Consider the following 12448-nt stretch of genomic DNA (forward strand, 5'->3'; position numbering starts at 1 on the left):
TCAGGCCACTGTTCCCAAAGTGGACTGCTCCAAGTGGACTGCTACCTGGTCAACGCCTCGGCGGCCTCGGCCACCGCGCTGGGGGTGCCGGCCAGCGACCAGATGACACCACCGGCCTCCACCTGGGTCGTGGCTCCGCCGGCGCCCAGGACGAGGGCGGCGCCGGGGAGGCGGTCCCAGTCGGGGACGGAGTGCTGACAGAAGAGGTGGAGCTTTCCCTGGGCGATGGCGGTGAGGTCCATCGAGCCGGAGCCGAGGATCCGGATGGAGGCGGCCCGGCTGGCGACGCGGACGTATGCCTCGCCGACCGGATGCTTCAGCTTCGAGGGGTGGAGGTAGGTGGTGAGGCAGGCGAGGGCGAGCGGCGTGTTGGGCATCGCGTCGAGCCGGACGCCGTTGCGGGTCGTGGGCAGCTCGGGGCCACCGACGTAGACCGCGTCCTCGGCGGGTGAGTAGATCGCCCCCAGGACGATGCCGTCGCCGTCGGTCAGCGCCAGCGCGGAGCACCACCAGTCGAGGCCGCGTACGAAGTTGTAGGTGCCGTCGACCGGGTCGATGGTCCACACCCGGCCGGTGGTCGACTCGCGGGCCGAGCCCTCCTCGCCGAGGATGCCGTCGCCCGGGTGCTCGGCCGTCAGGCGTTCGACGATCGCCTTCTCAGCAGCCTTGTCGGCGGCGGTGACCAGGTCGGAGACCGAGGTCTTGGTCTCGATCGAGTCGCCGATGCCCTCGATGCGCATCTTCGCGGCGAGCGAGCCGGCGCCGCGGACGAGCTCCGCGGCCAGGCGTACGTCTGACTCCGTCGGCGCGGTCACGAGGCGGCTTCCTCGGCGAGGGCCTGCTTGCGGACGGTCCAGACGCGCTGGCCGACGGTGACGGTCGAGGCGACGGCGAGGATCCACAGCGCGATGTAGATGAGCAGGTCCAGGGAGAAGATGCCGGCGAAGCCGGTCATCACCAGGACCAGGACCAGACGGTCGGCGCGCTCGGCGATGCCGACGTTGGCGGTGAACCCCAGCGACTCGGCGCGGGCGCGTGCGTAGGAGGTGACCGCACCTATGACGAGGCACCACAGAGACAGTGCGAGATAGAGGTCGGAGTCGCCCGGGCCGGCGAAGTAGAGCGCGAGGCCGCCGAAGACCGCGCCGTCGCCGAACCGGTCGAGGGTGGAGTCCCAGAAGGCACCGAACTTGCTCGTGCGGCCCACGGCGCGGGCCATCGCACCGTCGATCAGGTCGCTGAAGACGAAGCAGGTGATGAAGATCGTGCCGGCCAGCAGCTCGCCGCGCGGGTAGAACGCCAGCGCCCCGACCGCTACTCCGATGGTGCCGACGAGCGTCACGAGGTCGGGGCTGATCTTCAGCGCCACGAACAGCCGGACGATGGGCGCGAGGACGACTCCCTGAACGAAGCCTTTGATGTGATCCAACATGGCGCGGCCACGCTATCGGATCCCACCGAGGCGTCACCTGCGCGCGCCGAAACGTCACTCACATTCTGCCGAGGCGTCACTCGCGTCGGCCGAGGCGTCACTCGCGTCGGCCGAGAGGTCAGCGGGTGACATCTCGGCCGACGTAGGTGACGCCTCGGCCAACCGGGGTGACGTCTCGGCCGACCGGGGTGACGCCTGGGCTATACGCCTTCGGTCAGGTCGCGGACCTCGGCGTAGCGGGCGCGTACGGCGGGGTCGGGGTCGGCCTCGTAGGTCTCGGTGCCGGCGAGCTCCCAGGTCGGGGGCTCCGCGCCGCCGGCGAGGAGCCAGGCGGCCTGGCGGGCGGCGCCGTCGGCGACGTACTCCCCCGGCTCGGGGACCAGGACGGGGTGGCCGAGGACGACGGGAGCGAGACGGCGTACGGCCTCGGAGCGGGCGCCGCCGCCGACGAGGAGGACGCGGTCGACCGCGACGCCCTGGGACTTCAGCGCGTCGATGCCGTCGGCGAGGCCGCAGAGCAGTCCCTCGACGGCGGCGCGCGCCAGGTAGGCGGGCTCGGCGGTGGCCAGGGTCAGTCCGTGGATCACGCCACGAGCCGACGGCCGGTCGGGGGTGCGCTCGCCCTCGAGGTAGGGGACGAGGACCAGGCCGCCGGAGCCCGAAGGGGCCTCGAGCGCCAGCCGGGATAGCTCCTCGTGGCTCACCCCGAGCAGCCGAGTGGTGGCATCGAGGACGCGCGCGGCGTTGAGGGTGGCGACCAGCGGCAGGTAGCGGCCGGTGGCGTCGGCGAAGCCCGCCACGGTGCCCGACGCGTCCGAGGTGGGTGTCTCCGAGACCGCGCAGGCGACGCCGGAGGTGCCGATGGAGACGACCACGTCGCCGGGCCGGGCGCCCACGCCCAGGGCCGCGCCGGCGTTGTCGCCGCAGCCGGGGCCGAGCAGCGCCCCGGCCGGCGTACGTCCCGCCGAGGCCGAGGGCGCGAGCACCTCCGGCAGCACGACATCGTCCCGCCCGAGCGCGCGTTTGAGCAGGTCGCGACGGTATTCGCCGGTCACCGCCGAGTAGTAGCCGGTGCCGCTGGCGTCGCTCCGGTCCGTACGCAGCGCCTCCAGCCCCGGGGCGCCGGCGAGCTTCCAGGTCAGCCAGTCGTGGGGCAGGCACACCGCCGCGACCCGCGCCGCCGACTCCGGCTCGTGCTCGGCGAGCCAGCGCAGCTTGGTGGCGGTGAAGCTGGCGACCTGCACGGACCCGACGGCATCGGCCCAGGCCGCGGCACCCAGCTCGGCGTTGAGCGCGGCGGCCGCGCCGGCCGAGCGGGTGTCGTTCCACAGCAGCGCGGGGCGTACGACCTCTCCGGCCTCGTCCAGGCACACCATCCCGTGCTGCTGCCCGCCGACGGAGACGGCGGCGACATCGGCGAGCCCGCCGGCCGCCTCGGCGGCGGACTCGAGCGCGGTCCACCACGCCGCCGGGTCCACCTCCGTGCCTTCGGGGTGCGGCGCGGAGCCGGAGCGCACCAGCGCCCCGGTCTCCGCGTCACGGACGACGACCTTGCAGGACTGGGTCGAGGAGTCGACCCCGGCGACGAGCGGCATGCCCTGCAACCTAACGAAGCCCGAGGAGGTGGTCCATGGCCAGCTGGTCGAGGTGCTCGAACGCGTAGCCGTGGTCCAGCTTCTCGATGTCGTAGGTCGCCGTGCGGATGTCCTCGAGCGTCTCGCCCTCGGCCAGGGTCGGCACGGAGAGCTCCTCGACCTGCGAGGCCTCGAGCGCAGCCTTGACCTCCGGGTCCGCCCGGAACGCCTTGGCCCGCTCACGCAGCACGAGGTAGTTGCGCATGCAGCCCGCGGCCGACGCCCACACGCCGTCCTCGTCCTCGGTGCGCGGCGGCTTGAAGTCGAAGTGGCGCGGGCCGTCGTAGCCCTTGGACTCCAGCAGGTCGACCAGGTTGAACGCACCGCGCAGGTTGCCGGCGCCGAAGCGGAGGTCCTGGTCGAAGCGCGGCCCGTGCTGGCCGTTGAGGTCGATGTGGAAGAGCTTGCCGTGCCACAGCGCCTGGGCGACGCCGGAGGCGAAGTTGAGCCCGGCCATCTCCTCGTGACCGACCTCCGGGTTGAGGCCGACCAGCTCGGGGCGGTCGAGGGTGTTGATGAAGGCGAGCGCGTGGCCGATGGTCGGCAGCAGGATGTCGCCGCGGGGCTCGTTGGGCTTCGGCTCGATGGCGAACCGGATGTCGTAACCCTGCTCGGTCACGTAGTCGCCGAGCAGGTTGACCGCCTCGCGGTAGCGGTCCAGCGCCGCCGCGATGTCCTTGGCAGCGTGGGACTCGGCGCCCTCACGGCCACCCCACATGACGTACGTCGTCGCGCCGAGCTCGGCGGCGAGGTCGATGTTGCGCGCGACCTTGGCGATCGAGTAGCGGCGCACCTCGCGGTCGTTCGAGGTGAAGCCACCGTCACGGAAGACCGGGTGGCCGAAGAGGTTGGTGGTGGCCATCGGCACCTTGAGACCGGTCTCGTCCAGCGCGGCCTTGAGCTTGTCGATCTCCGCCTGGCGCTCGGCGTCGCTCGCGTCGATCGCGAAGACGTCGTTGTCGTGGAAGGTGATGCCGTAAGCGCCGAGCTCGGCCAGCTTGTGCACCGAGTGGGCGACGTCGAGGTGAGGCCGGCTCGCCGAGCCGAACACGTCCTGCCCGTTCCAGCCCACGGTCCACAGCCCGAAGGTGAACTTGTCCTCGGAGGTGGGGGTGTAATCCGTCATAGCCTTGCTTCCTCACATTAGTTCATGACTCGGACTATATGAGGATCATGAAACGCGACGGCCGTCACATTGTCAACCCTTTGGACACCTGAAAGCGGGTCGCTTGACCTAAAGTTCAGAACTTGGTCTAATCCCGTGCATGACCGTCAGAACCGAGCCTTCCCAGCATGCCGGGATGCGGGCGAGCAATCTCGCGCTCGTGCTCGGCGAGGTCGCCCGCACCAGCCCGGTCTCCCGGGCGCAGGTCGCTGCGCGCACCGGTCTGACGAAGTCGTCGGTATCCGGGCTGGTGTCCGATCTGATCTCCGCCGGCCTGATCCAGGAGAGCGCCCCGGCTGCGACCGAGCGCGGCCGGCCCGCCACGGCGCTCAACCTCGCTCCCGGAGGCGTCGCCGGCCTCGGCCTGGAGGTCAACGTCGACTACCTGGCTGCCGTGGTGACCGACCTGACCGGCGTGCCGCGCTACCACCATGTCGTACGCCGGGACAACCGCGGCCGCGAGGTCGACGAGGTGGTCGCCGACGTCATCGATCTGGCCCGCACTGCCGCCCGCAGCGCCACCTCCCAGGGTCTGCCGCTGTCCGGAGCCTGCGTGGCGGTGCCCGGGCTGACCGTCGAGGGCGCCGTCGTACGCACGCCCAACCTGGGCTGGGCCCGGGTCGACCTCGCCGACGCCGTCGGCGAGGGCACCGGGCTCCAGGTCGATGTCGAGAACGAGGCCAACCTGGCGGCTCTCGGCGAGATGTGGTTCGGCGGTCACGAGCACGACGGCGCTCCCCTGCGCGACTTCGTGCACGTCTCCGGCGAGATCGGCATCGGTGGCGGCATCGTGATCGGCGGCGAGGTCTTCCGCGGCGCGCATGCGGGCGCCGGCGAGCTCGGCCATGTCGTGGTGGCCCCCGACGGCCCGCGGTGCGGCTGCGGCGGCCACGGCTGCCTGGAGCGGATGGCCGGGCAGCAGGAGATCCTCGCCCGCGCGCAGGTGGCGACCATGGCCGACCTCACCCGGGCCTGCGAGGCGGGCGATCAGGCGGCGCTCGACGCCGTCGCCGACGCCGGACGGCACCTCGGAGTCGCGCTCGCCTCGGTGATCACCCTCCTCGACCCGACCGCGATCGTGCTCGGTGGCGCGTTCGCCACGCTCGCGCCCTGGCTGACCGCGGCGACCGCGGCCTCGATCAGCCACCACACCGGTGCCGTCGAACCGCCCCGGCTGCTGGTCTCCGGGCTCGGCAGCGACGCCGCCGTGCGCGGAGCGGCCGGGACCGTCGTACGCCGCGTGATCGCCGACCCCGCCGCCCATCTCGCCCGGCAAGCCGCCCAGCGCTCCTAGCGCGAGACCGTCACCGTCGTGATCCGCCGGTCAGCGGTGCTGACCCGGTGGACGTCACCGGTGACCGTGACCAGCGCCTTGTCGATGCCCGACTCGCCGGCGGCGGACGCCACCTCGACGTCGGAGAGCTCGTCGATGCCCTCGGCGACGCCGGTGGCGACCTTCTCGCCCGCTGAGGCGGCGACCCAGACCTCGACCTCACCGGGCTCGACGACCCGGACGAGGCCGCGGTCGGTGAAGGCCAGCCGGGTCGTGGGCACCTCGAAGCGGACCGTCGCCGACTCGCCCGCCCGCAGCGCGACCCGCTGGTAGCCGAGCAGCTGCGAGACCGGTCTGGCCACCGAGGCCAGCAGGTCGCGACCGTAGAGCTGGACCACGTCCACACCGGCGACATCACCGAGGTTGGTGACGGTCACCTCCACCCCGAACGTGCCGCCGGCCTCGACCGAGCGGTCTGCCGAGAGCCCGCTGTAGCAGAAGGTGGAGTAGGAGAGCCCGAAGCCGAACGGCCGCACCGGCGTGGAGTCCGCGGAGGTCACCCCGGAGGGGCCGCCGAGGATGGGGTGCAGGTAGGTGTAGGGCTGGGCCCCGGCAGAGCGCGGCAGGGTCACCGGCAGCCGCCCGGAGGGGTTGACGGCGCCGGTGAGGACGCGGGCGATCGCGGGTCCGCCCTCCTCGCCCGGGAAGAACGTCTGCAGCACCGCCGCGGGACGGGTGGCGCCATTCTGATCGCCTCGAGCTCCGCTTCGGCCGTCGAGCGCCCAGCCGATGGCGTACGGCCTGCCGGTGACGAGCACCAGGATCGTCGGGGTCCCGGTGGCGACCACGGCCTCAACCAGCTCGCGCTGGACGCCAGGCAGATCGAGGGACTCGGTGTCGTTGCCCTCCCCCACGGTGCCCTTGCCGAACAGGCCGGCCTGGTCGCCGGCGACGACCACGGCCACCTCGGCCCGTCGAGCCGCTTCGACGGCGGCCGCGATCCCGGCGGTGTCGGTGCCCTCGACCTCGCAGCCCTGGACGACCTCGATCTCGGCGCCGACCAGCTCGGCCCGCAGCGCGTCCGCGATCGTCGGCACCTCGATCCCGAGCGCGACGTCGGGATGGTGAGCGAGGACGTGGTTGGGGAAGGAGTAGCACCCCATCAGCGCCTCAGCGCGGTCGGCGTTGGGCCCGATCACCGCGAGCCTGGTGGCGGCCGGAGCGAGCGGGAGGGTGCCGTCGTTGGCCAGCAGGACCACCGACTCTTCGGCCAGGCGGCGGGCCACGTCACGGTGGGCCGGCGTGTCCAGGTCGATGTCGGTCGGGGGCTCGGCGGTGAACTCCTCGTCGAGCAGCCCCAGCTCCTCCTTCGCGGCCAGCGCTCGCAGAACGGCACGGTCGATGACCGCCTCGTCCACCTCGCCGGCCCGGACCAGCGCGGCCAGGGGCTCCAGGAACGCGTCGCCGCTGGGCAGCTCGACGTCGATCCCGGCCTCCAGAGCCATCGCGGCGGCGTGGCCACGGTCCGCCGCGACCCCGTGCATGAGGGCGAGGAAGGCGACCGCGAAGTAGTCGGCCACCACCGTTCCGTCGAAGCCCCACTCCTCGCGCAGCAGCCCGGTGAGCAGCTGGGTGTGAGAGGCCATGGGGATGCCGTCGACGTCGTTGTAGGCGTTCATCACCGACCGTGCACCGCCGTCGAGGACGGCCATCTCGAAGGGCGGCAGGAAGATGTCGGCCAGCTCGCGCGGGCCTGCGGCGACCGGCGCGTGGTTGCGTCCGGCCCGCGAGCCGGAGTAGCCCACGAAGTGCTTCAACGTCGCCTGGATGCCGGCTGACTGCAGCCCCCGGACGTACGCGGTCCCGACCGTCCCGACCACGTAGGGGTCCTCGGAGATGGCCTCCTCGGTGCGCCCCCAGCGCGGGTCCCGGATCACGTCGAGCACCGGCGCGAGGCCCTGATGCACGCCCAACGTACGCATCGAGGACCCGATCAGCGACGCCATCTCCTCGACGAGGTCGGGGTCGAAGGCGGCGCCCCAGGCCAGTGGCGTCGGGAAGCAGGCGGCCTTCCAGGCAGCCAGCCCGGTGAGGCACTCCTCGTGGACCAGGGCCGGGATGCCCAGCCTGGTCTCGCGCAGCAGCCGGCGCTGCTCCTCCCACAACCACGCCGCCCGCTCGGCCGGTTCGACCGGACGGGTCCCGTAGACACGGGTGAAGTGGCCGATGCCGTGCTCGGTGACCTCGGCGAGCCGCTCGGGCGCGCCGGCGCTCATCTCGTCGGCCAGCGGCGCGACGACCTCGTCGCCGTGGTCGATCCAGAAGCCGACGAGCTGCGCCAGCTTCTCCTCGAGCCTCATCCGCGCGTGCAGCTCGCGCACCCGCGTCGACACCTGCGGCCAGGCACGCAGCTGGGCCTGCTCCTGGGCTCGCTCCTGAGCTTCCGTCATCCCTTCACCGCTCCTTGCAGTCCGGAGACGATCCGCCGCTGCAGGGCCAGGAACAGCACCAGCGCGGGGATCATCGCAATCGTCGTGAACGCCAGGACACCGGCGGTGTCGGCGGAGTGCTCGGTGGAGAAGTCGGCCACCCCGAGCGGCAGCGTGCGCATGTCGTCCTGCAGCAGCAGGAGCGGAAGGATGTAGGCGTTCCAGGAGGTCACGAAGGCGAGCACCGCCACCGTGATCACCCCCGGCATCGACAGCGGCAGCATGATCCGCCAGAAGACACCGATCCGCGAGGCGCCGTCGATCAGCGCCGCCTCCTCGAGCTCGCGCGGCAGCGCCATCAGGAACGGCCGCAGGATCACCACCGTCAGCGGCAGCGCGAACGCCGCCTGCGGCAGCGCCACGCCCCACCAGGTGTTGCCCATCCCTAAGTCGCGGGTGACCAGGATGAACAGCGGGATCACCGCCACCGCCGCCGGGAAGAGCAGGCCGAGCACGAAGACCATGAACAGCGCCTCGCGGCCCTTGAACCGGTAGCGCGCCAGCGGATAGGCGGCCATCACCCCGAAGACGACCGCGACCACCGTGGTGATGACCGCAATGACCGTCGAGTTGATCGCGTACGTCCAGAACGACCCGCCGCTCAGCACGCTGGCGTAGTTCGACGTGACCCACGGGTCGGGCAGCCCGGTCGGCTTCTCGGCCAGCTGGGCGTTGGTGCGGAAGCCGCCCATCGCGCCGTAGAGCACCGGCCCGACGGTGATCGCCACGACGATCAGCGAGACCAGATAGACCAGCACGTTGTTGCCGCCGCGCCTGCCGCGCGGCGCCAGGTTCGTCGTCACACTCATGCCGCCTCCTTGGTGTCTCGGCGCAGCACGACCAGCTGGTAGACCAGCGCCATCACGAACGCGATCGCGAACAGGACCACCGACGCGGCCCCGGCGATGCCGTAGTTGTGCCGGTTGGTGCCCTCGTCGATCAGGTACGTCGCCATCGTGGTCGTCGCGTCGGCGGGACCACCGCCGGTGAGGACCCAGATCATGTCGAAGCACTGGATCGAGCCGATCATCGACAGGAAGCACCAGGTGCGGATCGTCGGGCCGAGCAGCGGGATGCTGATCCGCCACTGCGTCTGCCACCAGCTGGCACCGTCGAGCTGTGCCGCCTCGTAGAGCTCCTCGGAGACACCCTGCAGGCCGGCGAGGAACAGCAGGACCGCCAGGCCGAGGTACTTCCAGGTCAGCACCGCGAGCACCACCCACAGGGCGACCTCCGGGGTGCCGAGCCAGCCCTCCTCGGGCGGACTGAGACCGATCCCGTTCATGAGGGCGTCGACCAGGCCGTACTCGGGCTGCAGCAGCTGGAACCAGATGACGCCGGCGATGACCTCGGCCAGGACGTACGGCACGAAGATCAGCGTCCGCAGCACCCCCTGCCCCGCCATCTTGCGGTTGAGCAGCAGCGCGATGGCCACGCCCAGGGGCAGCTGCACGACGATCGAGCCGACCACGATGATCATGTTGTGGGCGACCGCGTCCCGGAAGACGCTGTCGGCCAGCACCTCGGCGTAGTTCTCGAACCCGACGAAGTCGTCGAGCGGACCGAGGCCCTTCCAGTCGTAGAGGGAGAACCGCGCCGCGGTGAGGATCGGCCAGGCGACGAACAGGGCCATCAGGGCCAGGGCCGGGGTGACGAAGAACGCGATCTCCGCCCACTGACGCCAGCCGTCTCGTGACCGGTGCGGTCGCCCCGAGGTGACCGCACCGGTAGTTGCTTCAGAGCTCACGAGGCGACCGTGCCTCCCGAGGGCGTGCTTCGGTCAGCCATGCTCACTTCTCCTTGTCCGCGGCTTCCTGGGTCGCCGTGACGACGTCCTCAGGGGTGGCCTTGCCGGCGAACAGCAGCGCGATCTCGTCGTTCATCGCACCGCCGATGGACTCACCGAAGGCGGTGTCGAAGTAGAGCTGCACGAACGGTGACTCGTCGCGCACCTTCAGGAGCTCGGCAAGTGCCGGGTCCTTGACCGAGGAGCCGGCCGCCGGGATGGTCGGCAGGCCCATGTCGTTCTCGGCGAAGCCCTTCTGGACCTCGTCGGAGAGCAGGTAGTTCACGAGGTCCACGGCCTTGTCGGGCGCTCCCTCGGAGACCGCCCAGGCGTCACCGCCGCCGAGCTGCGCGGCCGGGTCGCCCGCGCCGCCCTCGACGGCCGGGAACGGGAACCAGCCGGTCTTGTCGCCCAGCCCCTTCTTGTCCTCGGTGAGGCCCTGCATCACGCCGGGCTCCCAGTGGCCGGCCAGTTCCATGGCGACCTTGCCGGTGGCCAGCAGGCCGCTGGCCGAGGTCGGCCCGGTCTGCGACGGGGTGGAGAGGAAGCCCTTGTTGAACGGCTTCTGGGCGACGATCTCCTCGACCGTCTCACCCGCCTCGATGAAGCACGGGTCGGAGAAGTCCAGGTCGGCGACCGCGCTCTCGAGCACGTCCTGGGAGCAGACGCGCAGTGCGGTGTAGTACCAGTAGTGCGCGGCCGGCCAGCCGTCGCCGGCGCCCAGCGAGACCGGGGTGATGCCGGCCTGGTCGAGCTTGTCGAACGCGGCGTACAGCTCCTCCATGGTCGTCGGGGGCGCGGTGATCCCGGCCTTCTCGAAGAGCTCGGTGTTGTACCAGAACCCGACCACGCCCATGGAGAACGGCAGGGCGTACGTCTTCCCGTCGACCTGCCAGCCGGCGGCGCTGCCACCGATCTGGTCGATGATGTCCTTGGAGTCCTCGGAGAGGTCGCGGGTGAGCCCGGCCTCGACGTGGTCGGCGAGCTCGCCGCCGCCACGCTCCATGTAGACGTCCGGGACGTCGCCGCTCTGGAACGCGGCGTCGAGCTTGGTCAGCATGTCCTCGTGGGCGAAGGCCTGGACCTTGACGTCGATGCCGGGGTTGGCCTTCTCGAAGTCCTTCGCAACCTGCTCGTAGTACCCCTTGCCGGGGTCGTTGTTGGAGTTATGCCACCAGGTGATGGTCTTGTCGTCGCCACCGGAGTCGCCCGAGCCGCCACAACCGGTGGCGGCAATCATCAATCCGGCGCACAGCGCGGCGAGCGCTTGTGTCTTCCTCGACATCTTGGGACCTCTTCGTCACAGCTCTGGATGTATGGGTATGTGACTGCCGCCACATCGTCGGGGTTGAGCATGGCGCTTGCCAGGGGCCTCTGTCAATCGTTGTCGATAACGTTTTCGTAGATGGTTATCGAACTTGGCCCGAGTGGGCTACTGTCGGGCCATGAGCGAGCGCCAGCGAGTGACCACAGGCCTCAGGCCGCCGCATCCGTACGATCGAGCTTGCGCTACGGAGGCGGCGGCATGAGCACGCTCGATCAGCCACGCCCGCGCCGGGTGACCATCACCGACGTGGCTCGCGAAGCCGGCGTCTCGGTGGCCACCGTCTCCAAGGTGATCAACGAGCGCTACGGCGTCAGCGAGGCGACGGCCGAGAAGGTGCTCGCGGTCATCGACGAGCTCGGCTACCAGTCCTCATTGATCGCCTCGAGCCTGCGCCGCAAGTCCACCGGCGTGATCGGCGTGCTCGTGGCCGAGTTCGAGCCGTACTCCGCCGAGCTCCTCAAGGGCATCTCGGCGGCCCTGGACGGCACCGGCTACGAGCTGCTGGCCCACGCCGGACGCACCGGCGCCCACAACCACACCGGCTGGGAGCGCCGCTCGCTCTCCCGCCTCGGTCACACCCTGATCGACGGCGCGATCGTGGTCACGCCGTCGATGATCATCACCGACGAGACGACCATCCCGGTCGTCGCGATCGACCCCCACACCGGGCCGGACGGCCCGATGACCGTCGACGCCGACAACATCACCGGCGCCCGGCTCGCCGTCGACCACCTGATCGGGCTCGGCCACCGGCGCATCGGGTTCCTCGGTGGGCGCCCCGACCTCCGCTCCGCCGGACTCCGTGAGCAGGGCTACCGCGAGGCTCTTCACGACGCCGGTCTCAGCGTCTCCCCCGACCTCATCCGGGTGGGCGGCTACCACCCCGAGCTCGCCGAGGCGCCGGCTCGCGAGCTGCTCTCGCTCCCGGCCGGCGAGCGCCCGACCGCCATCTTCGCCGCCAACGACATCTCCGCGATCAAGGTCATCGAGGTCGCCGGCTCGCTGGGCCTGCGCGTGCCCGAGGACCTCTCGGTGATCGGCTTCGACAACGTACCCGAGGCCCGCGACGCCACTCCCCCGCTCACCACGGTCGCCCAGCCGCTCCACGAGATGGGCCGGGCCGCTCTCGGGCTCCTGCTCGAGCTGCTGGAAGGCAAGCAGACCGAGCGCCACCTGCGGCTGCCCGCCGAGCTGGTCGAGCGCAGCAGCACGGCGCCGCCGAAGAAACCGTAGTTCTGGCTCGCCGAGATCGCAGAAGTGGGGGGGGGGGGGGGGGGGGGGGGGGGGGCGGGGGCGGGGGGGGGGGGGGGGGGGGGGGGGGGGCGGGGGGCGGGGGGGGGGG

At 71.3% G+C, this 12448-nt stretch carries 10 protein-coding genes; 2 read left to right on the plus strand and 8 right to left on the minus strand.

The features are described from left to right. Positions 1-41 precede the first annotated feature (41 nt). The 4 genes from ACIO3S_RS13035 to xylA all read right to left on the minus strand — a co-directional run bounded on the left by ACIO3S_RS13035 (position 42) and on the right by xylA (position 4192). On the minus strand, positions 42-815 hold the full coding sequence (locus tag ACIO3S_RS13035; RefSeq protein WP_400463916.1) for an inositol monophosphatase family protein: 774 nt from the start codon (positions 813-815) through the stop codon (positions 42-44). Further along, on the minus strand, positions 812-1432 hold the full coding sequence (pgsA, locus tag ACIO3S_RS13040) for a phosphatidylinositol phosphate synthase (RefSeq protein WP_400463919.1): 621 nt from the start codon (positions 1430-1432) through the stop codon (positions 812-814). The genes ACIO3S_RS13035 and pgsA overlap by 4 nt, the downstream gene beginning before the upstream one ends. Positions 1433-1632: 200 nt before the next feature. Beyond that, positions 1633-3027: a xylulokinase gene (xylB, locus tag ACIO3S_RS13045; protein ID WP_400463922.1), complete on the minus strand. Its 1395-nt coding sequence runs from the start codon at positions 3025-3027 to the stop codon at positions 1633-1635. A 10-nt stretch (positions 3028-3037) separates the two neighbouring features. After that, entirely contained in the window at positions 3038-4192 is a 1155-nt protein-coding gene (xylA, locus tag ACIO3S_RS13050; protein ID WP_400463925.1) for a xylose isomerase, read from the minus strand. Positions 4193-4331: 139 nt separating this feature from the next. On the opposite strand from xylA, the gene ACIO3S_RS13055 reads away from it, so the two are divergent. Then, positions 4332-5525 carry an ROK family protein gene (locus tag ACIO3S_RS13055; RefSeq protein ID WP_400463928.1) on the plus strand — a complete coding sequence of 398 codons (1194 nt, stop codon included), beginning with the start codon at positions 4332-4334 and terminating at the stop codon, positions 5523-5525. Here the strand turns inward: ACIO3S_RS13055 and ACIO3S_RS13060 are convergent. Genes ACIO3S_RS13060 through ACIO3S_RS13075 form a run of 4 tightly spaced genes read right to left on the minus strand, consistent with a single transcriptional unit; the run spans position 5522 to position 11064 of the window. After that, positions 5522-7954 carry a beta-glucosidase gene (locus ACIO3S_RS13060; protein WP_400463931.1) on the minus strand — a complete coding sequence of 811 codons (2433 nt, stop codon included), beginning with the start codon at positions 7952-7954 and terminating at the stop codon, positions 5522-5524. The two genes, ACIO3S_RS13055 and ACIO3S_RS13060, sit on opposite strands and share 4 nt — an antisense overlap. Next, entirely contained in the window at positions 7951-8802 is an 852-nt protein-coding gene (locus tag ACIO3S_RS13065; RefSeq protein WP_400463934.1) for a carbohydrate ABC transporter permease, read from the minus strand. The genes ACIO3S_RS13060 and ACIO3S_RS13065 overlap by 4 nt, the downstream gene beginning before the upstream one ends. After that, entirely contained in the window at positions 8799-9740 is a 942-nt protein-coding gene (locus ACIO3S_RS13070; RefSeq protein WP_400463937.1) for a carbohydrate ABC transporter permease, read from the minus strand. The genes ACIO3S_RS13065 and ACIO3S_RS13070 overlap by 4 nt, the downstream gene beginning before the upstream one ends. Before the next feature lie 43 nt (positions 9741-9783). After that, positions 9784-11064, minus strand: a complete 1281-nt coding sequence (locus tag ACIO3S_RS13075; protein ID WP_400463940.1) for an ABC transporter substrate-binding protein — start codon at positions 11062-11064, stop codon at positions 9784-9786. Between the two features lie 240 nt (positions 11065-11304). Between ACIO3S_RS13075 and ACIO3S_RS13080 the strand changes: the two genes are divergently transcribed. Then, the gene (locus ACIO3S_RS13080) at positions 11305-12339 is read left to right on the plus strand and encodes a LacI family DNA-binding transcriptional regulator (protein WP_160022844.1); all 1035 of its coding nucleotides are present in this window, start codon (positions 11305-11307) and stop codon (positions 12337-12339) included. Positions 12340-12448 lie beyond the last annotated feature (109 nt).

This window comes from Nocardioides sp. NPDC087217 (assembly GCF_044744805.1).
Taxonomy (GTDB): Bacteria; Actinomycetota; Actinomycetes; order Propionibacteriales; family Nocardioidaceae; genus Nocardioides.